This window comes from Streptomyces sp. NBC_00005 (assembly GCF_045160215.1).
Lineage (GTDB): Bacteria > Actinomycetota > Actinomycetes > Streptomycetales > Streptomycetaceae > Streptomyces.
The window spans coordinates 9,318,501-9,344,167 of record NZ_CP108316.1 but is presented as its reverse complement, the minus strand read 5'-3'; the positions used below and the strand labels follow the sequence as shown (position 1 = coordinate 9,344,167).

Below are 25,667 nucleotides of genomic sequence, written 5' to 3'. Positions count from 1 at the left end.
GTGGCCGGGCTGGTGGACCGGCCGGACGCCGGTGCCGCGACGGTCCGCCGGGACCTGAACTGCCAGGCGCTCAGGCCAGGTCGCCGCGCAGGATGCTGTAGCGCACGCCGTCGCGCCATTGGCCGTCGCGGAAGGCGACGCTGCGCAGGATGCCTTCGCGGGTGAACCCTGCCTTTTCCAGGGCGCGTTGTTCGGCGATGTTCTCCGCTTCCGTGTCCGCCTCGATCCGCACGGCGGTGGTGTGCGCGAAGAGGTAGCGGACCAACTGGCGCTGCGCCTCGGTTCCGACGCCCCGTCCGCGGGCCTCCACCAGCAGGCCGATGCCCATGTTCCAGTAGGAGGTGGTGCGGGTGGGCGTGACCTTCCGCCAGGCGACGAACCCCAGCCGCTTCGCGCCGCGCACCACCATCAGATGCCCCCCGTCGTCGCCGAGCAGCCCGTCCTCCGCCCACTGGCGCCGCCAGCGCCCGGTGTCCCACCAGCCGAACCACTGGAAGGGGGCGGCGGTCTCCGGATCGGTCAGGAACCGTTCCAGGACGGCCAGGTCGTCCTCGGCCACCGGGCGCAACGCGACGTCGTCGATGCTCATGTGCGCCACCCTACGGCGCGGTCGAAGGGTGCTCGCCGTACCGAGGACGTGGTCAAACGGCCCGGCTGCGCTGGCGAAGCGAGATCCGGTTGCCGTCCGGGTCCACGGCCTCGACGCGGATCCCGAACGCGTAGTCCTCGGGTTCGGGCTGGTCGAACGTCACACCGCGGTCGCGCAGCACCTTGAAGTCCTTCCGCAGATCGTCCGACTCGACGAAGACCGGACCGGGCGCGGTGCCCGGCCCCGCCTCGGCCGGCTGCCCCGCGGCCGCGGCATGCGGCCAGAGGATGAACTCGAGCGGACTGCCGGGGACGCCCACGGTGAGGAAGCGTCCTTCAGGACCCGAGTGGTCGACGCGCCTTTCCAGGCCGAGTTGTTCCGTGTAGAACCGCACCGCGCGGTCCTGATCCGTGACATAGAGGGTCACGTACATGACGTTGGTCAGCATCGTGTTGTCCGATCCAGTCGTGGGGCTGCGTCACTTCGCTGACGGAGCCCGACGGGAGAATGTGACGGACGCACGGAAAAACCTTGCCGCTCTACGGCTTTGGGGTTCCGCCTGCCCTCGGCTGCTCACTCGGCGAGATCCGGCCCCGTCATGAGTTCCGCGAAACCGCGGGCAGCGGCGGGGGACGTGAAGAGGCGGTCGAGGCGGGCGCGGGCCAGGCTGCGGTGGAAGGGGCCGGTGTGGGTGTCGTCGCCTGCGTCGTGCAGCGTCCGGGTCAGCCAGTGGGAGAACTCCTGGTCGTTCCAGACCCGGCGGAGGCAGCGCTGCGAGTACGTGCGCAGGCCGGTCTCGTCGTGATCGCTGACGAAGTCCCGGACGGCCCGGGCGAGGAGATCGGCGTCGTACAGGGCGAGGTTCATGCCCTTGCCGCCCATCGGGGAGACGATGTGGGCGGCGTCGCCGACCAGGAAGAGGCGGCCGTACTGCATGGGGTCGTGGACCAGGCTGCGGAGCCGGAAGATCTCGCGATCGGTGATCGGGCCGGGAGTGAGGGCGGGGTCGCCGAGCCTCGCGCGCAGTGCGTCCCAGACGCGGCTGTCGGACCAGGCGTCGGGCTGGTCGTCGGGCGGGCACTGGAGGTAGTAGCGGCTGGTGTGCGGGCCGCGCGGGAAGTGCGCGGCGAAGCCTTGCGGGCTGACGGCCAGGAGGGGATGGGCCGGAGGTGGGGCGTCGGCGAGGACGGTGAGCCAGCCGATGCCGTGGTCGAAGGCGTGCGCGGTGAGGACGCCGTCGGGGACGGCGGCGCGGCTGATGCCGTGGTCACCGTCGCAACCGGCGACGAAGGCGCAGCTGATGGCGCGGAGAGTGCCGTCGGCGGTGCGGTAACGGACGGTCGGGCGGTCGCCTGCCAGGTCGTGCAGGGAGACGTCGGCGGCCTCGAAGCGCAGGTCGCCGCCGTCGGCGAGGTACGCGGCGGTGAGCTTCTGGACCAGGACCTGCTGGGGGCAGAGGCGGGCCGACGGGCCCTCGGAGCCGTCGTCGTCGGTTACCAGGTGGCGCTCGCCGTCCACCCGGAACTCCAGGATGCCGTCGTACGGGACACCGCCGAGGACCCGGTCGGCCAGCCCCCAGGAGTCGAACATCCGGACGGCGCGGGTTTCGACGATGCCCGCGCGCTGGCGCTGCGCCACGTACTCGCGACTCCTGCGTTCCAGGACGACGCAGTCGATGCCGCTGCGCCGCAGCAGGTTGGCGACGGTCAGACCGGCCGGGCCCGCGCCCACCACCACGACGGTTGTGGACTCCCGCTGCTCCGATGCCTCCGGCGACTTCCGCAACTCCCGTACGTTGTCGGCCACTTGACCACCCCCGACTCAGACTAGCGGAAGCGATCACCGTAGGCCTCGGGTCACGAGAGGTCGGCCCGCCGGACCCGGACGCGTCAACGGCCGCGCAGTGCCGCGAGTGCCGTGTCGAGGTCGGCCGTGCGGGGCCGGTTGTGCGGGAGCTTGCCGAGCAGGGCCCCCATGCCGCAGGTGTCGGTGAGCGCGGAGTAGACCAGGCCGCCCGCCAACGCCGCCGAGATCAGCTGGAACGCCGGGTGCACGAGGAGGCCGAGCGCCAGCCCCAGGAGCACCAGGGTCCCCGCGGTGAAACGCACCTGGCGCTCCATGCCCCAGGTGACCCGCGCCCCGCCGGCCGCCGGCCGGTGCAGGTCGTGTCCGGCGGCGGCCCAGGCGCCGGTGCCGCCGGTGAGCGTCGCGGCCGGGATGCCCTGCTCGGCCAGGAGCTTGCAGGCGTTCGCCGAGCGGGCCCCGGAGGCACACACGACCAGGACGTCACCGCGTTCGGCGGCGCGCCCGATGTCGGGCAGGGCGCGGCGGACCTGGTCCAGGGGGATGTTGAGGGCGCCGGGGAGGTGACCGGAGGCGTATTCGCCGGGTGTGCGCACGTCGATGACCGTCAGCTCGTGCAGCCTGCTGCGGGCCTGGTCGGCGCCGAGAGCGGAGGGAACGGGGGAAGTAGTCACGGCAGTTGTGATCCTTTGTCGCTCTTGTGATGCTTTGGGACTCTTGTGATTCATTGAGGGTTCGACGCCGTCCCGAACCGGGACGTACAGTACCCCTAGGGGTATAAGTCGATCGAGGAGTAGTCGTGGACATGGAGCTCGCGGGTGCGGACCTGAAGGCCGTACTGAACCGGCTGCGTCGCGCTCAGGGCCAGATCGCCGGTGTGATCCGGATGATCGAGGAAGGACGCGACTGCGAGGACGTCATCACCCAGCTCGCCGCGGCTTCCCGGGCCCTGGACCGGGCAGGTTTCGCCATCATCGCCACCGGTCTGCAGCAGTGCCTGACCGATGTCGAGTCCGGCCGGAAGAACGGCGAGGACGTCGAGCAGATGCGCGCCCGCCTGGAGAAGCTGTTCCTGTCACTGGCGTGAGGCAACCGGCGCAAAGCGTCTCCGGTCTCGTCGGCGTGAAGCACCTTTTGCCTCGCCGCCGGCGACGCACCCTTCGCCACACCGACACGAGAGACCCGTCGTCGGCCGTCGTCACACCGCCGCGCCGATCAGCATGAAGCCCGCCACGCCCAGCAGCACCAGGGCGAAGATCCGCTGAAGCGCCTGCCCCGACACCTTCTTCGCGAGGCGTTTGCCGTCCCAGGAGCCGAGGATCGCCGCCCCGGCGAACGGTCCGACGACGGCCCAGTCCAGTCCGTGTGCCGTGCCTGCCCGCAGGGCCAGTGCGGCAAGCGAGTTGAGGGTGATGACCAGCAGGCTCGTCGCCACCGCCTCCCGCATCCGCAGCCCGAGAACGCTCACCAGCGCCGGTACGGCGAGGAAGCCACCGCCGACACCGAGGACGCCGGTGACCGCACCGAGCCCGGCCCCCGCCGCGGCCGCCCGACCGGGCCGGACCTCATGGACCGTATGAACGGCACTGTCGGCAGTGCCGGCACTGCCGACAACGACCGCAGGGACGGCATCGGCCACCACGACCCGCGGTCGCAGCATGCGCACCGCGGCCACCAGCGCCACCAGCGCGAAGGCCGCGGTGAGCACCGCCGCAGGCAGCCGTGCCGCCACCAGCCCGCCGAGCATGGCCGGACCTGTGCCCGCGGCCGCGAACAGCAGTCCGGTGCGCCAGCGGACGTGACCGTCCCGGGCGTGGGCGGGCAGCGCGGTGGCGGTGGTGACGGTCACGATGACCAGGGCGGCGGTGGTGGCCGCGACCGGAGTGAAACCGAGCAGGTAGATCAGAGCGGGGACGGCCAGGACACTGCCGCCTCCCCCGAGCGCGCCGAGTGCCAGACCGATGACGGCACCGGACGCCAGGGCAAGCAGGAGAACGCTCACGCGACCGTTCCGCTCGCGCCGTGCCGGTCCACCACCGGCAGCCCCAGCCGCGCCCACTCGCGCATCCCGCCGATCACGTCGACCGCGTCGGCACCCCGAGCGACCAGGAGTTCGGCCGCCTGCCGGGAACGGTTGCCCGACCGGCAGACGACCACGAGGCGCCGACCCGCCACCCGCTCGGGCAGTGGCGCGCCCGCCGCCAGCGCGGACAGGGCGACGTGAACCGCGCCCGGGGCGTGCCCCGCCTGCCACTCGTACGACTCACGGACGTCCAGCAGTACGGCGTCATCGTCCGCCGGGGCACCGTCCACGTGCCCGGTGCGCTCGGCGGCCCGCCGTGCACCGACCCTGCCGGGTCCGCGCCTGAACAGGTTCAACGGCACGGTCCGCCCCCTCCCACCGCACTGACGGTCCGGACGGTCAGTCCGGCCTTCTCTGCGGCGTCGAAGGCGTCGTCGACGGCGACGACGTCGCGGCCTGCGGCGTCCAGCAGGGAAGCAGCGATGGCGGCGCGCATGCCACCGGCGCAGTGCACCCAGACCTGGCCGCCCGGGACCTCAGCGAGCCGCCGGTGCAGCGCATGGACGGGGATGTGGAGCGAGCCCTCGACGAAGCCCCCCGCACGTTCGGAGTCCCGCCGGACGTCGAGTACGACCACCTGCCCGTCCCGACGGCGGTCCGCCAGGTCGGCGAACGTGGCGCGCGGGAAGGAGACCGGGGCCTCGCCCGCGCGCACCCAGGAGGACGGATCACCCGTGGCCGCGGCGGCCGGTCGGTCGATGCCCACCCGGGCCAACTCGCGCTGGGCGGTGAAGAGTTGGCCGGCAGATTCGGCCAGCAGCGTCAGCGGCCTGCCCCAGGGGATCAGCCATGCCAGATAGGTGGCGAGCTGTCCCTCGGCCTCGAAGTTGAAGGAGCCCGCGACATGCCCTTCGGCGAAGGCCACCCGGTTGCGCAGATCCACCACCCATTCCCCCGCCGCGAGCCGTGCGGCGATCTCGTCGGCGTCGGCGACGGTGGGCGGGGTGAGGTCGAGGGGCTCGGGTCCGGCGGAGTTGGCCGGGCCCATGTGCGCGTAGTAGGCCGGGACGTCGTCCAGTCCGGCCAACAGATCGGCGACGAAGGTGTCCACATCCCGGGTGAGCGCTTCGTTGTTCGCCTTCTCCTTGCCGATGGTCGTGTCCCCGCCGTCCCCGGCCGCCACCCGGGACGAGGAGCAGAAGCTGCCGAACCCATGCGTGGGCAACACCGCCGTCTCGTCGGGCAGTTCGGCGGCGAGGCGGTGCGCGGAGGCGTGCTGGGCGCGGGCAAGGTGCGCGGTCAGCCGCGGTTCGACCAGGTCGGGCCGCCCGACCGTACCGATGAGCAGCGCCCCGCCGGTGAACACCGCGACCGCCGCCCCGTCTTCTTCCAGCACGTAGGAGGTGTGGTGCGGCGTGTGGCCCGGCGTCGCGAGTGCGCGCAGCGCCAGCCCGCCGGCGGCGTCGATCTCCGTACGGTCCCCGTCGCGCACCGGTACACGCGCGAAGGAGACCCTGGCCCCGGCGGGCACGAGATAGTCGGCGCCCGTGACCCGGGCCAGCTCCAGGCCGCCGGTGACGTAGTCGTTGTGCACGTGGGTCTCGGCCACCTGCGATATCCGCACGCCCCGTCGCGCAGCCGCCGCGATCACCCGGTCGATGTCGCGCGGCGGATCCACCGCCACCGCCGTCAGCGCACCGCCCGCCAGATAACTCCGGTTGCCGAGCCCGGCCACCTCGATCGTGTCGACGAAGAACACGAGGTACTCCCTTCCGCTGGAGAATTACCCCCCGGGGTATATCGCCGACAGTAGCACGGGTACCCCCCAGGGTATTTTCGAAGGCAGAGAGGCGCCCAGCCACCGGGAGCGGAAACGCCGGCGAAACGAGCTAAGGGGAGCTACAGGGAGCTACGGAACGACCGGCAGATGCCGCCCGAAGGCATGGACGACCCGGGCGGACAGGTCCTCGCCCAAGGGCAGGTGCAGGTCCGCTTCGCCGACGCGGACTCGCAGGAGGGGGCCCTCCGCGCGCACCTGCTCGATCCTGGTGCGCGGAATGAAGTGCGTGTCCACGCCGTGGTGGTCGCCGGTCCGGCCCCCGTGCACGGGGTCTGCGCGGACGACGAGCTCACGGGGTGTGAGGAGGACCGCGGCGTACGCGGCCGCCGACCACCGGGGCACGGGCAGCGCCCCGGCGACGGCGGCGACCGGATCGCCGTCGCCGAGGAGCACGGCCTCCGAGGCGAGCAACTGCCGCCATTTGTACGGCAGTCCGCCCTGCACGTCGGAGGCATCGGGCAGGTCCAGCTCGATGGCGGCGGCACGGCGACGCAACGAGCGCACCAGGGGATGCAGTTCGTGCTGGGCGACGGCGCTGTAGTGAAGGTCCAGGCGGGCGTCGGCGGCGAGGATCGTCAGACGGGCGTACAGCAGGATCTGCGCGGTCTCGATCGCGGCCACCTGCTGCGGACGCAGGACCGCACGCACTCCGGGAAGAGCGGGAGCGCCGACCCACAACGCCACTCCGCCGGGCCCGAAACCGAGCACGCGCGTGGGCGTCAGAATCTGCAGGCGGCTGCCTCCGAGGCGCCCCGGCCGGGTCTGGGCGGGGGCGACGAACAGGTGCTCGGCATCCCCGGCCCCGACGGCCTCGCGAAGTGCCGCGAACGCGCCGCCTGGTACGTCCTCGACGGAGCGCGGACGGTACGGCAGCCCTCGGGCTCCGGTGAGGAGATGGGCACGTGCCGTCTCTTCGTCGACCTCCTGCTCCCAGGGCTCCAACAGGTCGAGCCTCGGCCGCACGGCGGGGCGCCGCCGCCGAAGAGAGTGGCGGCGCACGGCGAACCGGGCCAGGCTCCCGGCCGACCACCCAGGACTTCTCAACACGCCCCACCTCCGCATGGGTTCATGTCCGAGGACACCACGGAGCGGAGCGAAAATCTCGAACTCGCCGCCGCCCGTCCCTATGACACCCGTTGGAGAGCTGGGGCAGAGTCGCCCTGTCACGATCGTCACGGGAGGTGCGCAGTGACCGTCATCACCGTGAACGCCCCGAAGGCCGTCCGAGCCTCGAGCAGCGCCGCACGCCGGCCGAGACGCTGACGGACGCGGCGCTCGTGCCCGAGGCCGGCCGGTTCGCGCCGCCCGGGTCGGGTTCCAGGTGCACTTCACGGAGCGCGAGCCGGACATGACGGCCATCGGAGGCCGACTGCCGGCGGACGCCGGTCAGGGTGCGCATCGCTCGCGACAACGTCCGGGGCCACATCCCAGACGCCCTCGAACTCGCCGGCTCCGGCAAGGTCGACCCCGCACGGGTGGTCTCCCACGTCATCGACTGGGAGCAACTCCCCGAGGCGCTGCCCGAGAAGCACCTCAAGCCCGTCTTCGTCCGCACCGACGCCTGACGCGCGCCCCGCACATCGGCTCGCGCCGGGCCTGCCCGTCCCGCACTACTTCTGTTCGGCGAACCCGTCCCTGACCTTGTCGAAGACCGGACGGTAGGTGGCCCACCGGGCCTCGGGGGCCGACAGATAGATGTCGTACTCGCGGCCGCCCGCGGTGCCGTAGCCGAGGTCGATGGCGCGGAAGGCGCGGGCCCGTCCGCGGAAGGTGAACTCCCAGACCGCCGCCGACTGCCCCCTGAAGGTGGTCTCCTGCATACGCAGCCTGCGGTACGTGGGGTAGTTGGCCTTGGTGTTCGCCTCGACGTCCTTGAAGTGCCCGACGGGCTGGGAACCCGCGGGATCCACCATGCCGACGGTGATGCCGGCCAGGCCGGTCGGGTCGGCGTAGGTGACCTGGTCGTCACTCGACCCCTTCTTCTCCTTCCAGCCGTCCGGCACGGGGAAGGAGGCGCCGAGCTGCTGCGCTCGGACCAGGTGGTAGCCGTCGGGGACGGGCGAGGGCGTGGCGGACGGGGTGGACGTCGCGCCGGCCGCCTCCTGGTCGCCCCGGTGCGACGCGTAGAGCGTGACGGCGGTGGCGGCCGCGGCCAGGACGATCACGACCGGCACGAGGACCCGGCGTTTCCGGCCGCGACGAGGGCTCGGGGCGCTCCCGTCCGGCGGCACGGGTGGGACCGGCCGCGTCCCGGAGGAGCGGTACGTGGGCGGATCGTCGTCCCGCGGGCCGGCCTGTCCCTCGGGGGCGACGGTGAAGGACGGCGCGGTCGGCGGGCCGCTGGACCAGGTGGCCCGCAGGGCGCGTTCGGTCTGCTCGGCCGTGGGCCGGTCCTCGGGGTCCTTCGACAGCAGGGCGTCGATGAGCGGTTCCAGCGAACCGGCCCTGCGCATGGGTTCCAGCGGGTCGACCGCGATGGCGTAGGCGGTCTCCATGGCCGTCTCGCGGCGGTACGGCAGTCGCCCCTCGACCGCCTGGTACAGCGTCGCGCCCAGTGACCACAGGTCCGAGGCCGGGCCGGGCCTGTGGCCGCGGATCCGCTCCGGGGCCATGAAGTCGATGGAGCCGATCATCTCCCCGGTCCGGGTGAGTGTCGAGGTCCCGGCGGTCTGCGCGATGCCGAAATCGGTCAGGACGACCCGGCCACCGGCGCCGAGCAGGACGTTGCCGGGCTTGATGTCGCGGTGCAGGACGCCCACGGCGTGCGCGGCCCGTACCGCGGAGATCACGCCGAGGCCGATGCGCGCGGCCTCCTCGGGCGGCAGGGTACGGCCGCCGCCGAGGGCGTCGCCGAGGGTGTGGGCGGGGACGTACTCCATGACGATGCACGGCTGTCCGTCGTCGTCGACGACGTCATGGACGACCACCACGTTCGGGTGCACGACCCGGGCGGCGCTGCGCGCCTCGCGGCGGATGCGCTCGTACAGCGTGGTGACGTCGCCGTCGGACAGGTGCGGCTGCCGGTGGAGCCTCTTGAGCGCGACATGGCGGGCGAGTGCCTCGTCCTCGGCTCGCCACACGGTGCCCATACCGCCGCGGCCGACACGCTCGACGAGCCGGTAGCGCCCGGCGACGAGCCGCCCTTCGTCCGACACAGCCATGCCCTCCGCCTGCTCTGCCCCCTTTGCGTCACTCAGCCATGCACACTAACCGACCTCGTCGAAGAACAGGCTCGCCGTCCGTCCCGGCCCGGAGGGTTCCTTTCCCCTGGTCCACGCGGTGCCGGGCAGCAGTACGACCCCGTCCTCGTCGGCGTGCAGGATGTCACCTGTGGTGAAGGTGACACCGCCGACCTCGACGAGGGCCCGATCATCGAGCAGGACGTGGTCCGCGTGGACCACTCGCGCGCCCCGGACGAGCTGGTCACGACGGGCCGCGACGTCGGGGCGCAGGTGCTCGCCCGCGCCGTGGAGTGGCACAGCGAGAGCCGGGTGCTGGTCAACGGCCACACCACGGTCGTCTTCCGCTGACGGAACGAGCACTCCCCTATAGTTGCGCCATGAGCAACTACACGGCAGACGGCGAGACATCAGGTCACCCGCCGGTGAGCGGGGTGCAGTCTGTCGACCGTGCGGTCAGCGTCCTGGAGATCCTCGCCCAGCGCGGCGAGGCGGGTGTCAGCGAGGTCGCCGCGGAGATCGACGTCCACAAGTCGACGGCGTTCCGTCTGCTCGGGGCGCTGGAGACGCGCGGTCTGGTGGAGCAGGCGGGCGAGCGGGGCAAGTACCGGCTCGGCTTCGGGATCGTGCGTCTCGCCGGCGCGGTCACGGGCCGGCTCGACATCACGCGGCAGGGCCGGCCGGTGTGCGAGCGGCTCGCCGAGGAGATCGGCGAGACCGTCAACATCGCCGTCCTGCAGGAGCATTACGCGGTCAACCTCTACCAGGTACGCGGGCCGGGCGCGGTCGGCACGCACAACTGGGTCGGCCAGCTCACCCCGGTTCACGCCACGTCCAGCGGCAAGATCCTCCTGGCCCACCTGCCGACGAAGGAGCGCGCCGAGGTGCTCGCGGCGTCCGGGTGGAAGAAGCTGACGCCGCACACCCTGACGACCAAGGCGAAGCTGGAGAAGGACCTCGCCGAGGCGCGGGAGCGCGGGTACGCGGTGACGCTGGAGGAGCTCGAGATCGGGCTGCACGCCATAGCGGCCCCGATCCGGTCCCGCGACGGCGAGGTCATCGCCGCCCTCAGTGCCTCCGGCCCGGCGTACCGCTTCACGGAGGAGCGCATCCACGAGCTCGCACCGGTGCTGCTCAAGGGCGCGGAGGAGATCAGCCACCGGATGGGTTACCTGGGCTGAGCCCCTCCGCCGTATCGGCGCCGACGGGCCGAAACACCTTGGCCACTCGGCCACTTGATCAATGGATCAAGGGCGGGGAGCCGCCTCGGCACCCCAGCGGGCGGTGACCCGGACCGCGTCGAGTGTCGACGCCACATCGTGCACCCGCAGGCACCAGACGCCCTGGGCGGCGGCGAGCACGGACACCGCGGTGGTCGCGGCGTCGCGCATCCGCGCGGGGCGGGGTCGCCCCGTCGTCGGATCCGCCAGCAGCCGGCCCAGGAACGACTTGCGTGACGCGCCCACGAGGACGGGATGGCCCAGCGTGCCGACCTCCCCGAGACGGCCCAGCAGCTCCCAGTTGTGCTCGGGCTCCTTGGCGAAGCCCAGCCCGGGGTCGATGATCAGGCTGCCGGGCCGGATCCCCGCCTGCAGGGCGGCCTCGACTCGCAGGCGCAGCTCGTCGAGCACGTCGGTGACGACGTCTGCGTAGACGGCGTTCGCCTGCATCGCGGCGGCGTGGCCGCGCCAGTGCATCAGCACGTACGGCGCATCCGCCCGGGCCATCAGCGGCAGCATCGCGGGGTCGGCAAGGCCGCCCGAGACGTCGTTGATCAGCCGTGCGCCCGCGTCGAGCGCGCGGGCGGCGACCTCGGCCCGCATGGTGTCGACGCTGACGACCGCGCCCGCCGCGACGAGTTCGCGGACGATGGGCAGGACGCGCCGCAGCTCCTCCTCGACCGGCGGCCGCGCCGCGCCCGGGCGGGTCGACTCGCCGCCCACGTCCACGATGTCCGCGCCCTCCTCCAGCAGCGCGAGGCCGTGCGCGACGGCCGCTTCCGGAGCGAACGACAGGCCGCCGTCGGAGAACGAGTCCGGGGTGACGTTCACGACGCCCATGACCAGTGTCCGGCCGGGCCGCGGAAGGCCGTGCGGATGGAGCTCCGGCGTTCCCGGCCGCGCCGCGGTGGTGGCGTGGGCCATGGCGGTCACCGGGATCCGGCCTTCTGCGCCGCCTCCGTGGCGAGCTGCTTGCGCAGGCGCATGAACGGGCGGGTCCGGTCGACGCCGAGCACGGCCACCGGGCGGTCTCCCGGCCGGTAGACGGCGAGGAAGCTGCGGTCGTCCGCGGCGCCCTCCTCGATGGCGACGCTGTCGGCTCCGGCCGCGCACCCGGCGAACTGGATGCGCACGTCGTACTGGTCGGACCAGAAGTACGGCGGCCGAGACGGCTCGGGCACGGTCGCGCCGCCGGAGAGCAGCGTGGTCACGGCCGCGGCCGGCCGCTCCCGGGCACCGGTCCAGTGCTCGACACGTCGGTGCGCCCCGACCGCAGGGTCGTACCAGGCCGCGCAGTCGCCGACCGCGACGACGCCGGGGACGTTCGTGGCACCGGCGGCATCGCACCGCACGCCGTTCTCCAGGACCACGCCGGAGCCTTCGAGCCACTCGACGCAGGGGCGAGCGCCCACTCCGACGACGACGGTGTCGGCCGGGAGGCGGCGGCCGTCCTGGAGCAGGACCGCGCGCACTCTCCCCCCTTCACCGCTGTCACCGCTGAGTGCCTGTACGCCGACGCCGCACAACAGCCGTACGCCGTGGTCGGCGTGGAGGGCGGAGACGAGCTCACCCATCGCCGTGCCCAGCGGACCCGCGAGCGCTGTCGGGGCGGCCTCGACGACCGTGACCTCGAGTCCGAGCCCGCGGGCGGTCGAGGCGACCTCGGCGCCGATGAACCCGCCGCCGATGACGACGAGCCGGCCACCGCGCGCCAGGTCCTCGCGCAGCGCGCGTGCGTCGTCGAGCGTGCGCAGAACGTGAACGCCTTGCAGGCCGTGGCCTCCGGGCAGGGCGCGGGCGGACGCCCCGGTGGCCACCACGACGCCGTCGGCGCGAACCGTGCGGCCGTCGGCCAGCCGTATCGCGCGATCGACGCGATCCAGCCCGACGGCACGGGCGCCGAGCAGCCACTCCGCACCCAGCTCCTCGCCGTCCGCCTCGAGCACGAGGTCGGACTCCGCCACCTGACCGGCGAGGAACTCCTTGGACAACGGCGGCCTGTCGTACGGGCGATGGGGCTCGTCGCCGACGATGACGAGCCGTCCGTCGTAGCCCTGCGTACGCAGCGCGCGGGCGGCCGACAGCCCGGCGAGTGAGGCGCCGACGACGGCCACGCTCTTCACGCGGCTCCCCCGGCGGACACGACCCCTCCGAGCCGGGCGACGGCGCAGGTGGCCGGAAGGTTCGGCGGGGCCTCGGACAGCTCGACGTAGATCATGCCGTCCTCGACCACGACCCCGTGCGTCCGGACCGGGAGCTTGGCCGGCGGGGCGTCGACGCTGCCGGTGCGCAGATCGAACTTCGAAGCGTGCAGCGGGCATTCGACCTCGCACCCCTCCAGCCAGCCGTCGGCGAGCGAGGCGTCCTGGTGGGTGCAGGTGTCGTCGATCGCGTAGACCTCACCGTCCTCGGTGTGGAACACGGCGACGGGCGGGTCGGACTCGAGCCGGAACGCCTCGCCCTGCGGCAGATCGGCGAGACGGCACGCGGGAATCTTCATGACCACCTCGGTGCGTACTACGAAACAAATTGCGCTTGGCGCAACGACAGTGTGCAGGCGGCGGTCCAGGTTGGCAAGCACCCGTGAAGCATCTGTGCAAGGGAGATGGAACTTCAGATCTCAAGATTCCGTGTCCGCTGTGACGCCTGTGGCAGTGGGGACCAAGGGGAGAGCACGCAGCGCCAAGTCAAGTGATCTGGAGGCGAGTTGACCTGCAACCACCAGGCCCGCAGGTCCGCAGGCCCTCCACAAAGCGGATCACGGGATCTCCTGCTCGGCCCAGATGATCTTTCCGCCGGCCGTGTACCGCGCGCCCCAGCGGTCGGTCAGCTGGGCCACCAGGAAGAGGCCACGACCCCCTTCGTCCATGCTGCGCGCATGCCTGAGCCGGGGAGCCGTGCTGCTGGCATCGGCGACCTCGCAGGTCAGGCGCGCGTCGCGGAGCAGTCGTAGCCGAATGGGCGGCTCGGCGTAGCGGATCGCGTTGGTGACCAGCTCGCTGACGACGAGCTCCGTCGTCATGGCAAGTTCGCCCAGGCCCCAGGCCTCCACCTGGCGGGTCGCCCGGGCCCGGACGTCGGCGACGGCGGCCGGGTCCACGGGCACGTCCCAGGAGACGACGTCGTCGGCGCCCAGGGTGTGCGTGCGCGCCAGGAGCAGGGCGATGTCGTCGGGCTGCGGCACGGGAACGAGCTGCCGCACCGCGGACGTGCACAGGGTGGCGAGGTCGGCGTCGGAGCGGGCCAGCATCTCGCCGAGCCGGGACATGCCCAGCGCCATGTCGCGGTCGGGGCCCTCGATGAGGCCGTCGGTGTAGAGACCGATCAGGCTGTTCTCGGCGAGTTCGATCTCGACCGCCTCGAAGGCCATGCCGCCCAGCCCGAGCGGAGGCCCGGCCGGGGGCTCCGGGAAGGACACCTGCCCGTCGGGGGCGACGACGACGGGGGGCGGGTGTCCGGCCCGCGCCATCGTGCACCGCCCGGTGACCGGGTCGTAGACGGCGTACAGGCAGGTCGCCCCGAGGAAGGCGGTGCTGCTCCGGTGGGCCGTCCCGTCGTGGGTCTTCTCGGCGCTCAGCCGGAGCACCAGGTCGTCGAGGTGGGCCAGCAGTTCGTCGGGGGGCATCTCCATGTCGGCGAGGGTCTGCACCGCGGTGCGCAGCCGGCCCATGGTCGCCGCGGCGGTGATGCCGTGCCCCACCACGTCGCCGACGACGAGGCCCACGCGGGCCCCGGACAGGGGGATCACGTCGAACCAGTCGCCTCCCACCCCGCCCGTGGGGTCCGCCGGCAGGTAGGCGGAGGCCACCTCCAGCGCCGTCCCGCCCGTCAGGGCCTGCGGCAGCAGACTGTGCTGAAGGGTCACCGCCGCCGTGTGTTCGCGGGTGTAGCGGCGGGCGTTGTCGACGCACAGCGCCGCTCGCGCCACCAGCTCCCGGGCCAGCAGGACGTCGTCGGGCTGGAAGGAGACGGGATTGAGCGACCGTATGAACGTGGTGAGACCCAGGACCGTGTTCCGCGCCCGCATCGGCACGGAGATGAGGGAGTGCAGTCCGAACTCCCTTATCTTCTCCGCTCGTTCGGGCTGTTCGGCGACCCATCGCTCGTCCGACGGATCGAGGACGGGCAGGAGGATCGGCTCGCCCGCGATGAGCAGGTTCACGTCGTGCGACGGAGGGATGAAGCCCGCCCTGTCCCCGATCCGCGCCACGGCCTCCGGGCAGCCCTCCCGGACGGAGCTCATTCCGGAGCGGCGCATCACCGGGCTGACGGACGCCGGTCCGGCGTCCGTCAGCCACGCGCCGTGCCCTTCGGTGCTGAGCACGGGCTCCAGGAGGTCGACGACGACGAAGTCCGCGAAGCGGGGTACGGCGAAGTCGGCGAGTTCCTGAGCCGTGCGCATCACGTCGAGGGTCGTGCCGACGCAGGTACCGGCCTCGTTGACCAGCGACAGCAGCCGACGGGCGGTCCACCGCTCGGTGACGTCCTGCACCATGTAGCAGACGCCGGTCTTCGCGTCGTCGCCGTCCACCAGGGGGAAGAACGACGTGGAGTAGGCGTGCTGGCGGTGGGGATCGGCCCAACTCCAGCCCAGGTACTCGTAGTCGGTGACCGGGACTCCGCTCTCCACGACCTTGCGCATCAGCCCCTCGATGGCGACCGCCTGCAGCCCGGGCAGCAGCTCGCTCAGCCGGCGCCCCAACCGCTGGTCACGGGGCACGCCGCCGAACCGTTCCAGGGTGTCGTTCATCCACACGTAGCGCAGCTCCAGGTCCATCACCGCCATGCCGACCGGTGAGCGGGTCAGGAACCCGTCGAGTACGGACTGGCCGACCGTCCACTGCTGCCTCTGCTCCCGCGCCGACATCAGGAAGCACTCGTCCTCGCCCACGCGGAACGATGCGGAGACCCGCAGGTCGATGTCGACGGCTCGGCCGTCTCGGTGCCGTACGGGAATCAGGCCGTTCCATCCCATTCCCCCGCGGCACCGCTGCGCCACGCCGGCCACCCGTGCCGGGTCCCCGGGCATCGCCAGCAGGCGCGCGGCGGAGCGGCCGACCACTTCGGACGCCGGGTGGCCGAGCAGTGCCTCGGCGCCCCGGGTCCAGCCGACCACGACGCCCCGAGCGGACACGATCGCCGCGGCGTCGGTGGACGCGTCGAGGAGTTCGCTCGGTCCTGCGGGCGTCGGCCCGTCGGATGCTTCTCGCGCAGGATCCATGGGTGCCATCCGGATGCCGTCCTTTACAGGACCATGTTCCTGCTTGTCCGCCGGATGTGCACGGCTCCGGCGGGGACCCTGCCGTGGCCGCTCCGCTTCCGCCCCGACGAGACCGGAGGGAACATGGAAGGTGCCGCTGGTCGGAACCCAGGTGTGCGGCGACGCCGGCAGGGCCGGCCCGATCCCGCCGAACGGTGGAGGTGGTTCCGCGATGACAACCGGATCCTTCAGGTCCGAAGGGAATGCGCGCGGCCCCGAGTCGTCCCCGCCGACCGGTCTGCTGGATGTCCTGAGCGTGGCAGCGATGGTCGTCGACACGGATGGACGGATCGTGTTCTGGACCCCGCAGGCGGAGGATCTGTTCGGGTACACCGCCCAGGAGGCGCTCGGCAAGTACGCGGCCCGGCTGTTCATCCACCCCGAGCATCTGAAGGCGGTGGTCGGGCTGTTCACGGAGGTGCTGGAGACCGGGCGGAGCTGGGCCGGCGCCTTCCCCATCCGGCACAAGGACGGCAGCAGCCGTCTGATGGAGTTCCGCAACATGCGGCTCCAGGACGATCGCGGGGACGTCTACGCCCTGGGCATCGCGGCCGACCACACCCTGCTCCAGCGCGTCGAGACCGATCTGGCCCTGTGCGAGCGGCTGATCAACCAGTCCCCGATCGGCCTGGCCCTCCTGGACCCCGACCTGCGGTATGTCCTGGTCAACCCCGCGCTGGAGCGTATCGACGGCATCCCCGCCGAGGACCATGTGGGCCGGGACCTCCGGGAGACGATGCCGCTGCCCGACGTCGACACCGTCGAGTCCGCGCTGCGTCAGGTGCTCACCACCGGCACGCCGCTGCTCGACCAGTACCACGTGGGCCGCCCCCCGACCGACCCCGACCACGAACACGCCTGGTCGCTCTCCTTCTACCGGCTGGAGGACCCCGGCGGGCGGGTCCTGGGCGCGGCCGCCTCGGTCGTCGACGTCACCGAACGGCACCGCGCGGCCGCCGAGGCCGACCGGGCCCGGCGTCGCCTGGCCCTGATCGCCGACGCGTCCGTGCGCGTCGGCACCACGCTGGAGGTGGAGGAGACCGCCCGTGAGCTGGCCGAGATCGCCGTCCCCCAGCTCGCCGACGTGGTCGCCGTGGACATCCTCGACGCCGCCCTGGCCTGCCGCCGCTCGCGCAGACCGGACAACGGCCCGGAGCTGTTCCGCGCCCTCGCGCTCAAGGCGGCCCATCCGACCGTGGCGCTGCGCGCCGCCGACCCGCCCGGTGGTATCGCGGCCTACGACGGGGACCGCCTGGTCACGATGTGCGTCCACACCGGCCGGCCGGTGCTGGTGCGCCACGTCGGCGACCAGGATCTGCCGCGCATCGCCCGGGACGCCGAGGCCGGCTCGCTGCTGGCCCGCGCCGGCGTCCACTCGTACCTCGCCGTACCGCTGATCGCCCACGGCGAGGTGCTGGGCGCCCTCGACCTCAAGCGCACCCAGAATCCGCTTCCGTTCGACGAGGACGACGTCGTCCTCGCCAGTGAGCTGGCCGGCCGCGCGGCGGTGGCCATTGACAACGCCCGCTGGTTCCAGAGCGTGCGCAACACCGCCCTCACCCTCCAGCGCAGCCTGCTGCCCGACCACCCGCCCCACCACGAGGGTCTGGAGCTCGCCTCCCGCTACCAGCCCGCCCAGGCCACCAGCGAGGTCGGCGGCGACTGGTACGACGTCATCCCGCTGGCCGACGACCGGACCGCCCTGGTCGTCGGCGACGTGATGGGCAACGGCATCGACGCCGCCGCCACCATGGGCCGGCTGCGCACCGCGACGTGCGCCTACGCGGACCTCGACCTCGCGCCCGGCGCCGTGCTCCAGCACCTCGACAAGATCACCTGCGACCTGGAGCACTACATCGTGACCTGCCTCTACGCGGTGTACGACCCGCACACCAGGCGGTGCCAGATCGCCAACGCCGGACACATGCCGCCGGCGCTCGCCGGTCCCGGCCGCCCTCCCGAGCTGCTCGACCTGCCCTCCGGCGCCCCGCTCGGCGTCGGCGGCATCCCCTTCGAGACCACCACGACCCGTCTCGACCCCGGCGACCTGCTGGTCCTCTACACCGACGGCCTCGTCGAGACCCGGCTCCACCCCATCGACGACCGCCTGGACGTCCTGCTCAGCTTCCTCGACGAGCCCGGCCGACCTCTGGAGGAAACCTGTGACCTCCTGCTCTACGGTCTGCGCCACCCCGACGACCACGACGACGTCGCCCTTCTCGTCGCCCGGGCCCTGTAGGGGGAACCAGCGTGGCGGAAGTGGCGTTTTCGTTCGTGAGTTCGTAAGCGGGGCAGGCCGGCCTGCCCGCCGGTGAAAGGAACGAGGGGGACATCATGAGCGACAAGGCCCGCAAACTGTTCGAGGCACTCGACCTCGACCACAACGGGACCCTGACCCGCGAAGAGGTCATCACCGCATTGCGGACGAAGGGGCCGACGCTCGCCGCGTCGGGGGATCTGCCGTTCTGGGCGCTGGGAGACGCCGACGCGTCCTCCGCCCTGTTCGACGCCGCCGACCAGAACGGGGACTCGATGCTGACTCTGGAGGAGTTCGCGGCGTTGGTGGACCGCCGTTTCGGCTGGCACTGACGACGGGCGGCAGGGGGCTCAGCTCTGCGTCGAGCCTCGGGTTCAGCTCTGAGCCGGGGTGAGCACCACGAAGTCCGCATTCGTCGGATCCAGGCAGACCGCCAGCCTGCCCACGCCCTCCGCGTCCGCCGGCCCCATCTGCACGCTGCCGCCGTTCTCGGTGACCTTGGCGACGGCGGCGTCACAGTCGGCGACGGCGAACACCGGGTGCCAGTACGGTCGTCCGTCCGCCAGGGACAGGTCCTTGGTGGTGACCTCCATGAGCCCGCCGTGCATGCGTTCCTCGGGCAGCCCGGCGGGGGTGATGAGGGTGTACGTGCCCCCGCCGCCCGGCAGCGGCATGTCACTGAACTGCCAGCCGAGGACCCCGCCGTAGAACTCCTTCGCGGCCGCGGCATCGCTCGTGTACAGCTCGGTCCAGGACAGCGAGCCCGGCTCGTCCACCAGCTCGGCGCCCTTGTTCGTCCCCGGCTGCCATACGGCGAACTGGCCTCCCAGCGGGTCGCTGTACTGTGCCATCCGGCCCCAGTCGTCGAGGTCCATCGGCGCCACCCGCACCGTGCCGCCCAGGCGCTCGACGACCTGTGTCGTGGCGTCCGCGTCGGTGACGCCGTAGTAGATCATCCAGGCCGGGCGCGCGCCCTCCTCGCTCAGCTTGCCCAGTCCGGCGACGATCTTGCCGTCCTTCCGGAACATCCCGCCTTCCCTCTCCCCGCCCTCGCCCATGGACTCGTAGGTCCAGCCGAGCACGGAGCTGTAGAAGGCCGCGGCGGCCCGCACATCCGGAGCGCCGAGGTCGAGCCAACAAGGAGAACCGGGAGCGAAGTCAGTGGTGATCACGGCGATACCCTTCCGCTGATTTCGGATGGATTCAGCCTGACACCGAGTCCTGACCCGCGCGCGCCGGAAGCCACCACGGTCAGCGGGAGTCCCTCGGCCGCCGGCGCACCACCCACCCGAACACGACGACCGAGCACACCGCCGCGAACGCGCACCAGGTCGAGACGAACTCCAGCCGCCACAGCGCCCAGCACACCAGCGCGCCCACGGCGGCCAGCAGGCCGAACCCCCGCAGCCAGTCGTCGCCGGACAGCAGCATCGCGCCGATCGTGGCCAGGAGATAGCCCGCGACGAGTACGGCCGCGTGCGGCAGCCCGATGGCGTAGCCGACGGTGTGACCGCGGATCTCGGCCCGCACGGGACTGGTGACGATGCCGTACGTCAGCACGGCGGCGGTCGCGACACCGCAGGCCAGGGGAATCGCGAGACGCGCCCGGGCCTGCCGCGGAACGGCGCAGAACACGGCCACCGGCACCCACACCGCCAGGAGCGGAAGGGCGATCACGGCCCAGGCGACGGTGGCCGGCCCGGTGCCGCCCTGGACCTGCCAGACCCGGGCCTCGACCAGCTGATGCGCGCCGAGCAGCAACGGCAGCGCGGCGAGCGGGAGATCACCGATCCGGTGCACCCGCGCCACGCAGGCCACACCGATACAGGCGATCCCGGCACCCGCGACGAGATCGGCCGTCGCACTCCAGCACATGGCACCACCATGACGTCCATGAGGCAATTCCACCGGCAACACGGCGAGGGCAAGCGGCTCGGCAGGCACAATGCCGCCCACCCCGACGGCATCGACGCCGTCCTCGGCCTGATCACCCTGCCCGGCGGCGACATCGACGCCCTGGCCGGTTTGCTCAAGCCCGGCGGCAGGTTCGTCAGCACCAACCACGCGGCGGACCCCGACGCGCCGGCCGCCCGCGAGGTCCACGGCGTCAACCTCGTGAACGACCCCCGCCGGGCAGAACTCGAGGCCCTCGCCGACCTCACCGCCGCCGGAAAGCTCCGCATCACGATCGACGCCGAGATACCCCTGATGGACGCCCCGGGGCCGTGGCCAGGGCCCGCGCCGGCCACGTCCGCGGCAAGACGGTCATCCGGACCTGACGCGTCCGAAGGGCCGGGCCGCCGTCCGGAGAGAGAGCAAGCCCGGGCCGCCCGCCGCATTCGCTTCTATGGTGGGAACAGCACACTGATGGCTGGCGCCGAGGCAGGCAGTACATGAGGAAACCGCACCAGATCGACTACGCGGCGGTCTTCCAGGCCCTGCCCGGCATGGTGGCACTGCTCACCCCCGAGCTGGTCTATGTCGACGTCAACGACGACTTCGCCCAGCTGGCCGGGCGCCCCCGTGAGCAGCTGCTGGGCCGCTACATCTTCGACGCCTTTCCCGAGAACCCGAACGATCCGGCCGCGGCGGGCATGCGGGAGACGCAGGAGTCGATGCTGCGCGTGGTGGCCACCGGCGAACGGGACACCATGGCGGTGCTCCGCTACGACATCGAGGACGCCCAGCGGCCCGGCCACTGGAAGGAACACTTCTGGAGCCCGGTCAACGCCCCCGTCCTCGGCCCGGACGGGCAGGTGGAGCTGGTCGTGCACCGGGTGGAGGAGGTCACCGAACTCCTGCGTGCCCACGGCAGCCACACCGACAACAGCCGGTCGAGCGTGCTGGAGGCCGAGCTCTACACCCGCGCCCGGGAACTGCAGACGGTCAACGAGCGCCTGCGCAAGGCCCACGCCCGCGAACGCGAGGTCGCGCTGGCCCTGCAGACGGCGATGATGCCCGCCCCGAGGCATCTCGGACACCACCAGGCGGCCGTGCGCTACCGGCCCGCCATCGGTGACCTGAACGTGTGCGGCGACTGGTACGACCTGGTCGACCTGCCCGCCGGCTGCATGGCGGTCGCCGTCGGCGATGTCGTCGGCCACGGTCTGGCAGCCGCCTGCGCCATGGGACAGCTGCGCAGCGCCCTGAGTGCGGCCACCCGCGTCGCCGAAGGCCCGGCCCAGGCTCTCGAAGCCCTCGACATGTACGCCTGCTCCGTCGACGGGGCCGAGTCGACCACGGTGGCGACGACCTTCATCGACTGGCACAGCCACACCATCACCTACTGCTGCGCCGGCCACCCTCCGCCCGCCATGCTCCGCGCCGACGGCACGGTGACCTTCCTGGACCGGGCCACCGACCCGCCGATCGACGCCCGCCCCGACCGCGTCGCCCGCCCCCAGGCCCGCGTGCCCTTCGCCGAGGGCGACACCCTGGTGCTGTACACCGACGGCCTGATCGAACGCCGTACGGAGGACGTCGACACCAGCCTGGGCCGCCTCGCCGACTGCCTGACGCGCCACCGCCGTACCGCTCCCGAAACCCTGGCCGACGCCCTGCTCGCGGACCTGCTCCCCTCCACCGGCAACACCGACGACACCGCACTGGTGGTCGTCGGCCTGTGACCCACCGCCGGTAGCGCCTGGCGCAGGCAGCCTCCTCCCGTCCCCGCAGGGTGGCTGCGCAGCCGTGTGCGCCCGCTGTCTCTTCCTTCACGTTCGCGTGGTCGTTGATGACCTTGAGGCGGGGGAGGATGGCGAACGGTCACATCTCAGGCGTCAAGAGTCAGGTCCCAGAAGGGAAATCGCGTTGGCAGCTGCCGCTGAAGTCGTCCAGGAGTCCGTGCTGTGGACTCATCGAGCCCTCGGGCTGCGCGCCGTCGCGGACCCTGCCGGGTCGGTCCGGCTCACCACCGTCGACCGGGCCTGGGACTCCCTCGTCCCCGTCGTCGAGGTCGTCCTCACCGGGCACGGACGTACCTGGTCCGGGGAGCGTTTCATCGACACGACCGTCGGCGGCCGCCTGGTGCTCGGCGGCCATGAGACGGCCGAGGACGGGGAGTGGCGGCACACGACGATCCGGCTGACCGACCCGCAGACCGGCCTCGCCGCCGACCTCACCCTGAGCACGGTCGAGGGCGCGGCCTTCGTGCGCTCGCAGGTGCGGCTGGTCAACGAGGGCGACACCCCCGTGCACGTGGAGAGCGTGTCCACCCTCGCCCTCGGCGGCATCGTCGACCGGGCGGGCGGTGTGGACGGCCTGACCCTGCACTGGGCGGACAACGACTGGCTCGCCGAGTGCCGCTGGCGGCAGGCCGCGTTCCGGGACCACGTCGTCCCGCTGAACCGAGCGGCCCACGGCCACGAGGGCCGCGGCTGCTTCGAGCGGTACTCCCAGGGCTCCTGGTCGACCGGCCGGCATCTGCCCCTCGCCGCCCTCACCGACGGCGACGAGGGCGAGGACGGAGGTGCCTGGCTCTGGCAGATCGAATCCAGTGCGGGCTGGCGCTACGAGACCGCGGAACGCGAAGGCGCCGCCTATGTCGCCCTGTTCGGGCCCGACGACGCGCATCACCAGTGGCGGCAGACGCTGGCCCCGGGCGAGGAGTTCACCACGGTGCCCGCCGTCCTCGTCCGTGCCGAGACCGGCGGCCTGGACGCGGCGTTCGGCGAACTCACCGCCTACCGCCGCCGCATCCGCCGCGCCCACCCCGACCACCAAGCACTGCCGGTGATCTACAACGACTACATGAACACCCTGATGGGCGACCCCACCACCGAGAAGCTCCTGCCGCTCATCGAGGCGGCCGGTGCCGCGGGCGCGGAGGTCTTCGTCGTCGACGCCGGCTGGTACGACGACGACGCCCAGGGCTGGTGGGACGCCGTGGGCGCGTGGGAGCCCGCCGGGGGGCGCTTCCCGGGCGGCATCCAGGAAGTTCTGGACGCCATCAGGGAGCACGGCATGACGCCCGGACTGTGGCTGGAGCCCGAAGTCGTCGGTGTGCGCAGCCCGTTGGCCGACACCCTGCCGCCGGAGGCCTTCTTCCAACGGTGCGGGGTCCGGGTGACCGAGCACGGCCGCCACCACCTCGACCTGCGTCACCCCGCGGCCCGCGCCCACCTCGACCGTGTCGTCGACCGGATCGTGGGCGAATGGGGCGTCGGCTATCTCAAGCTCGACTACAACGTCAACGTCGGCCCCGGCACCGAGAACGGCACGGAAAGCGCCGGCGCCGGCCTGCTCGGCCACCATCGCGCCCACCTCGACTGGCTCGGCTCACTCCTGGACCGGTACCCCGGCCTGGTCCTCGAGAACTGCGGGTCGGGCGGCCTGCGCATGGACTACGCGCAACTGGCCGTGGCCCAGCTCCAGTCCACCAGCGACCAGCAGGATCCCCGGCGCTACCCGCCCATCGCGGCGTCGGCGGCCACGGCGGTGACGCCCGAGCAGGCAGCCGTGTGGGCCTATCCCCAGCCGCACTTCGACCTCGACGAGATCGCGTTCACCATGACCACGGCCCTGCTCGGGCGCGTGCACCTGTCCGGCTTCCTGGACCGCATGGACGACGTACGGTCCGCACTCGTCCGCTCGGCCGTCGACGTCTACAAGCGCATCCGGCCGGAGCTCGGCGGCGCGCTTCCCTTCTGGCCCCTGGGCCTGCCCTCGTGGGAGGACGACTGGCCCGCCCACGGCCTGCGCACCGACTCCGCTACGTACGTCGCGCTGTGGCGACGGGAGGAGGGCCCGGGCAGCGCCGGCCGTACCCTCCCGATCCCCCACCTCACGGGCGTTCCGCTGCGCCCCGAGGTGCTCTACCCGGTCGGCGCAGGTGCGACGACGACCTGGGACGCGGCCGAGGGGCACCTCACCGTTTCGTTGCCCCGCCCCGGCACGGCCGTCCTCGTCCGCCTCGGCGGCGGTGTCCCCCGCCGTACTGCACATGGCACCTCTGGCGTCCCCCAAAGCGCGAAAGACCTCCTCCTTTGACATCGTTCCGGGCGTTTGCGGCAAGGCCGCCCATGGCTTCGCCACAGTCCCACCCGTACTCGAAGGAGGTACACCGCATGGTCGGCAGACATGTCGCGGGCACCCGCCGCACCGCCCTGACCGCACTCGGCACCCTCGTACTCACCGCGGTCCCCGTGGCAGCGGCGGCCGCGCCGCCACCCGCGCCGGGGCCCCCGTCCACCGCCGCCCGGACCCTCGGCGCCGACCGACCGTCGGCGCAGGTGCTGCGTGCGATGCAGCGCGACCTGAGACTGACGCGGGCGCAGGCGGTCACCCGGTTGGTCAACGAGGCCGAGGCGGGCACCCGCGCGGGCCGCCTCCGCAACGCTCTGGGCGGGCGCTTCGCCGGAGCCTGGGTGCGCGGGGCGACCTCCGCCGAGCTCACCGTCGCGACCACCCAGGCGTCGGACGTGCCCGCCATCCGGGCCCAGGGCGCGCAGGCCACGGTCGTCAAGACGCCGTTGAGCACCCTTCAGACCGTCAAGAAGAAGCTGGACGTGGCCGCCGCCCGCATCCGGACCCTCGACAGCCCCATCTGGTACGTCGACGTGCCGACGAACCGTGTCGTCGTCCAGACGACGAAGCAGTCGGCCGCCACCGCCTTCATCAAGGCCGCGGGCGTCGAGGGGCGCGGCGTCGCCGTCCAGGTGTCCGCGAACCAGCCCCGGTTGATGGAGGACATCGTCGGCGGCGACGCCTACTACATCAACGGCAGCGCCCGCTGTTCCATCGGCTTCTCCGTGACCAAGGGCCAGCAGCAGGGCTTCGCCAGCGCGGGTCACTGCGGCGGGCCCGGTGACCGGACCACGGGCTTCAACAAGGCCGACCAGGGCACGTTCCAGGCGTCCATGTTCCCCGGCAAGGACATGTCCTGGGTGGGCGTCAACAGCGGTTGGACCGCCACGCCCGACATCAAGGGGGCGGGCGGCCAGAGGGTGCAGGTCGCGGGGTCGGTCCAGGCGCTCGTCGGGTCTGCGGTCTGCCGCTCCGGCTCCACCACCGGCTGGCACTGCGGCACCATCCAGCAGCAGGGCGCGACCGTCCGGTACGCCCAGGGCACCGTCAACGGCCTGACCGGGACCAACGTGTGCACCGAACCGGGTGACTCCGGCGGCCCGTTCGTCTCCGGCGCCCAGGCCCAGGGCGTCACGTCCGGCGGCTCGGGCGACTGCACGACCGGCGGGACCACCTTCTTCCAGCCGGTCAACCCGCTGCTGAGCGACTTCGGGCTCACCCTGAAGACCGCGGCCGCGCAGGCCGGCACGCCCGCTCCGCAGGACCCCGCGGCGACGGACGCGTGGTCCGCCGGTCACGTCTACGAGGTGGGGGCGACGGTGACCCACGCGGGTGTGCGCTACCAGTGCCTGCAGACCCATCAGGCGCAGGGAGCCTGGTCGCCGGACGGCACTCCGGCGCTTTGGCAGCGGATCTAGGAGTCGTACGGCATGTCCGGTGCGGGGGCGCGGCTCCCGCACCGTCCGCTCCCG

Annotated in this window: 24 protein-coding genes and 2 pseudogenes; 10 read left to right on the top strand and 16 right to left on the bottom strand. The window is 72.3% G+C overall.

Going from position 1 to position 25,667, the window contains the following annotated elements; all coding sequences use genetic code 11:
* Positions 1-70: 70 nt before the first annotated feature.
* The 4 genes from OG303_RS42655 to OG303_RS42640 form a co-directional block, all read right to left on the bottom strand.
* On the bottom strand, positions 71-589 hold the full coding sequence (locus OG303_RS42655; protein ID WP_405875275.1) for a GNAT family N-acetyltransferase: 519 nt from the start codon (positions 587-589) through the stop codon (positions 71-73).
* Between the two features lie 52 nt (positions 590-641).
* Positions 642-1,037 carry a VOC family protein gene (locus OG303_RS42650; protein WP_405875274.1) on the bottom strand — a complete coding sequence of 132 codons (396 nt, stop codon included), beginning with the start codon at positions 1,035-1,037 and terminating at the stop codon, positions 642-644.
* A 125-nt stretch (positions 1,038-1,162) separates the two neighbouring features.
* Complete coding sequence (locus OG303_RS42645) at positions 1,163-2,395, bottom strand: 4-hydroxybenzoate 3-monooxygenase (RefSeq protein ID WP_405875273.1); 1,233 nt, start codon at positions 2,393-2,395, stop codon at positions 1,163-1,165.
* Between the two features lie 83 nt (positions 2,396-2,478).
* Positions 2,479-3,066, bottom strand: coding sequence for a rhodanese-like domain-containing protein (locus OG303_RS42640; RefSeq protein WP_405875272.1), 588 nt, complete (start codon positions 3,064-3,066; stop codon positions 2,479-2,481).
* A 125-nt stretch (positions 3,067-3,191) separates the two neighbouring features.
* On the opposite strand from OG303_RS42640, the gene OG303_RS42635 reads away from it, so the two are divergent.
* Positions 3,192-3,479, top strand: a complete 288-nt coding sequence (locus tag OG303_RS42635) for a metal-sensitive transcriptional regulator (RefSeq protein WP_405875271.1) — start codon at positions 3,192-3,194, stop codon at positions 3,477-3,479.
* Positions 3,480-3,590: 111 nt separating this feature from the next.
* Here the strand turns inward: OG303_RS42635 and OG303_RS42630 are convergent, their stop codons facing one another.
* The 4 genes from OG303_RS42630 to OG303_RS42615 form a co-directional block, all read right to left on the bottom strand.
* Positions 3,591-4,394 (bottom strand): sulfite exporter TauE/SafE family protein, encoded by an 804-nt coding sequence (locus OG303_RS42630; RefSeq protein ID WP_405875270.1) that lies wholly within the window; start codon positions 4,392-4,394, stop codon positions 3,591-3,593.
* A complete protein-coding gene (locus OG303_RS42625) occupies positions 4,391-4,771 on the bottom strand; it encodes a rhodanese-like domain-containing protein (RefSeq protein ID WP_405877750.1) in 381 nt (126 codons plus the stop codon). Before OG303_RS42625 ends, OG303_RS42630 begins: the two co-directional genes overlap by 4 nt.
* The gene (locus OG303_RS42620) at positions 4,768-6,174 is read right to left on the bottom strand and encodes a rhodanese-like domain-containing protein (protein WP_405875269.1); all 1,407 of its coding nucleotides are present in this window, start codon (positions 6,172-6,174) and stop codon (positions 4,768-4,770) included. The genes OG303_RS42625 and OG303_RS42620 overlap by 4 nt, the downstream gene beginning before the upstream one ends.
* A 150-nt stretch (positions 6,175-6,324) precedes the next feature.
* On the bottom strand, positions 6,325-7,299 hold the full coding sequence (locus OG303_RS42615) for a hypothetical protein (protein ID WP_405875268.1): 975 nt from the start codon (positions 7,297-7,299) through the stop codon (positions 6,325-6,327).
* A 341-nt stretch (positions 7,300-7,640) separates the two neighbouring features.
* On the opposite strand from OG303_RS42615, the pseudogene OG303_RS42610 reads away from it, so the two are divergent.
* A pseudogene (locus tag OG303_RS42610) lies at positions 7,641-7,820 on the top strand (dehydrogenase); the annotation flags it as partial.
* 45 nt (positions 7,821-7,865) lie between these two features.
* On the opposite strand, the gene OG303_RS42605 reads toward OG303_RS42610, so the two are convergent.
* Both OG303_RS42605 and OG303_RS42600 read right to left on the bottom strand, forming a co-directional pair.
* The gene (locus tag OG303_RS42605) at positions 7,866-9,416 is read right to left on the bottom strand and encodes a protein kinase domain-containing protein (protein WP_405875267.1); all 1,551 of its coding nucleotides are present in this window, start codon (positions 9,414-9,416) and stop codon (positions 7,866-7,868) included.
* Positions 9,417-9,461: 45 nt separating this feature from the next.
* On the bottom strand, positions 9,462-9,656 hold the full coding sequence (locus OG303_RS42600; protein ID WP_405877907.1) for a hypothetical protein: 195 nt from the start codon (positions 9,654-9,656) through the stop codon (positions 9,462-9,464).
* On the opposite strand from OG303_RS42600, the pseudogene purU reads away from it, so the two are divergent.
* Both purU and OG303_RS42590 read left to right on the top strand, forming a co-directional pair.
* Positions 9,600-9,785 (top strand): annotated as a pseudogene (gene purU, locus OG303_RS42595) (formyltetrahydrofolate deformylase); the annotation flags it as partial. The gene OG303_RS42600 and the pseudogene purU sit on opposite strands and share 57 nt — an antisense overlap.
* Before the next feature lie 29 nt (positions 9,786-9,814).
* Positions 9,815-10,615: an IclR family transcriptional regulator gene (locus tag OG303_RS42590; protein ID WP_405875266.1), complete on the top strand. Its 801-nt coding sequence runs from the start codon at positions 9,815-9,817 to the stop codon at positions 10,613-10,615.
* A gap of 66 nt (positions 10,616-10,681) precedes the next feature.
* On the opposite strand, the gene folP is transcribed toward OG303_RS42590, so the two are convergent.
* The 4 genes from folP to OG303_RS42570 all read right to left on the bottom strand — a co-directional run bounded on the left by folP (position 10,682) and on the right by OG303_RS42570 (position 15,884).
* Complete coding sequence (gene folP / locus OG303_RS42585) at positions 10,682-11,578, bottom strand: dihydropteroate synthase (RefSeq protein ID WP_405875265.1); 897 nt, start codon at positions 11,576-11,578, stop codon at positions 10,682-10,684.
* Between the two features lie 5 nt (positions 11,579-11,583).
* A complete protein-coding gene (locus OG303_RS42580) occupies positions 11,584-12,777 on the bottom strand; it encodes an NAD(P)/FAD-dependent oxidoreductase (protein ID WP_405875264.1) in 1,194 nt (397 codons plus the stop codon).
* Positions 12,774-13,154, bottom strand: coding sequence for a bifunctional 3-phenylpropionate/cinnamic acid dioxygenase ferredoxin subunit (locus OG303_RS42575; RefSeq protein ID WP_405875263.1), 381 nt, complete (start codon positions 13,152-13,154; stop codon positions 12,774-12,776). Before OG303_RS42575 ends, OG303_RS42580 begins: the two co-directional genes overlap by 4 nt.
* 258 nt (positions 13,155-13,412) lie before the next feature.
* Complete coding sequence (locus OG303_RS42570) at positions 13,413-15,884, bottom strand: SpoIIE family protein phosphatase (protein ID WP_405875262.1); 2,472 nt, start codon at positions 15,882-15,884, stop codon at positions 13,413-13,415.
* A 202-nt stretch (positions 15,885-16,086) separates the two neighbouring features.
* Here OG303_RS42570 and OG303_RS42565 point away from each other — a divergent pair, with 202 nt between their 5' ends.
* Both OG303_RS42565 and OG303_RS42560 read left to right on the top strand, forming a co-directional pair.
* On the top strand, positions 16,087-18,153 hold the full coding sequence (locus tag OG303_RS42565) for a SpoIIE family protein phosphatase (RefSeq protein ID WP_405875261.1): 2,067 nt from the start codon (positions 16,087-16,089) through the stop codon (positions 18,151-18,153).
* A gap of 95 nt (positions 18,154-18,248) precedes the next feature.
* Entirely contained in the window at positions 18,249-18,503 is a 255-nt protein-coding gene (locus tag OG303_RS42560) for an EF-hand domain-containing protein (protein ID WP_405875260.1), read from the top strand.
* A 42-nt stretch (positions 18,504-18,545) separates the two neighbouring features.
* On the opposite strand, the gene OG303_RS42555 is transcribed toward OG303_RS42560, so the two are convergent.
* Entirely contained in the window at positions 18,546-19,343 is a 798-nt protein-coding gene (locus OG303_RS42555) for a VOC family protein (RefSeq protein WP_405875259.1), read from the bottom strand.
* A 79-nt stretch (positions 19,344-19,422) separates the two neighbouring features.
* On the bottom strand, positions 19,423-20,046 hold the full coding sequence (locus OG303_RS42550; protein ID WP_405875258.1) for a DUF6629 family protein: 624 nt from the start codon (positions 20,044-20,046) through the stop codon (positions 19,423-19,425).
* Between the two features lie 18 nt (positions 20,047-20,064).
* On the opposite strand from OG303_RS42550, the gene OG303_RS42545 reads away from it, so the two are divergent.
* From OG303_RS42545 to OG303_RS42530, 4 genes are all read left to right on the top strand, one after another.
* Complete coding sequence (locus OG303_RS42545; RefSeq protein ID WP_405875257.1) at positions 20,065-20,568, top strand: zinc-binding dehydrogenase; 504 nt, start codon at positions 20,065-20,067, stop codon at positions 20,566-20,568.
* Positions 20,565-21,797 carry a PP2C family protein-serine/threonine phosphatase gene (locus OG303_RS42540; RefSeq protein ID WP_405875256.1) on the top strand — a complete coding sequence of 411 codons (1,233 nt, stop codon included), beginning with the start codon at positions 20,565-20,567 and terminating at the stop codon, positions 21,795-21,797. The genes OG303_RS42545 and OG303_RS42540 overlap by 4 nt, the downstream gene beginning before the upstream one ends.
* Positions 21,798-21,981: 184 nt before the next feature.
* Positions 21,982-24,159: a glycoside hydrolase family 36 protein gene (locus OG303_RS42535; protein WP_405875255.1), complete on the top strand. Its 2,178-nt coding sequence runs from the start codon at positions 21,982-21,984 to the stop codon at positions 24,157-24,159.
* A 77-nt stretch (positions 24,160-24,236) separates the two neighbouring features.
* Positions 24,237-25,613, top strand: a complete 1,377-nt coding sequence (locus OG303_RS42530) for a carbohydrate-binding protein (protein WP_405875254.1) — start codon at positions 24,237-24,239, stop codon at positions 25,611-25,613.
* Positions 25,614-25,667 lie beyond the last annotated feature (54 nt).

What these genes read in the sequence shown, in the direction of transcription:
- OG303_RS42655 (WP_405875275.1), bottom strand. Translation starts at nt 589, where the DNA reads ATGAGCATCGACGACGTCGCGTTGCGCCCGGTGGCCGAGGACGACCTG.
- OG303_RS42650 (WP_405875274.1), bottom strand. Translation starts at nt 1,037, where the DNA reads ATGCTGACCAACGTCATGTACGTGACCCTCTATGTCACGGATCAGGAC.
- OG303_RS42605 (WP_405875267.1), bottom strand. Translation starts at nt 9,416, where the DNA reads ATGGCTGTGTCGGACGAAGGGCGGCTCGTCGCCGGGCGCTACCGGCTC.
- OG303_RS42590 (WP_405875266.1), top strand. Translation starts at nt 9,815, where the DNA reads ATGAGCAACTACACGGCAGACGGCGAGACATCAGGTCACCCGCCGGTG.
- folP (WP_405875265.1), bottom strand. Translation starts at nt 11,578, where the DNA reads ATGGCCCACGCCACCACCGCGGCGCGGCCGGGAACGCCGGAGCTCCAT.
- OG303_RS42575 (WP_405875263.1), bottom strand. Translation starts at nt 13,154, where the DNA reads ATGAAGATTCCCGCGTGCCGTCTCGCCGATCTGCCGCAGGGCGAGGCG.
- OG303_RS42570 (WP_405875262.1), bottom strand. Translation starts at nt 15,884, where the DNA reads ATGGCACCCATGGATCCTGCGCGAGAAGCATCCGACGGGCCGACGCCC.
- OG303_RS42565 (WP_405875261.1), top strand. Translation starts at nt 16,087, where the DNA reads ATGACAACCGGATCCTTCAGGTCCGAAGGGAATGCGCGCGGCCCCGAG.
- OG303_RS42560 (WP_405875260.1), top strand. Translation starts at nt 18,249, where the DNA reads ATGAGCGACAAGGCCCGCAAACTGTTCGAGGCACTCGACCTCGACCAC.
- OG303_RS42550 (WP_405875258.1), bottom strand. Translation starts at nt 20,046, where the DNA reads ATGTGCTGGAGTGCGACGGCCGATCTCGTCGCGGGTGCCGGGATCGCC.
- OG303_RS42545 (WP_405875257.1), top strand. Translation starts at nt 20,065, where the DNA reads ATGAGGCAATTCCACCGGCAACACGGCGAGGGCAAGCGGCTCGGCAGG.
- OG303_RS42540 (WP_405875256.1), top strand. Translation starts at nt 20,565, where the DNA reads ATGAGGAAACCGCACCAGATCGACTACGCGGCGGTCTTCCAGGCCCTG.
- OG303_RS42530 (WP_405875254.1), top strand. Translation starts at nt 24,237, where the DNA reads ATGGTCGGCAGACATGTCGCGGGCACCCGCCGCACCGCCCTGACCGCA.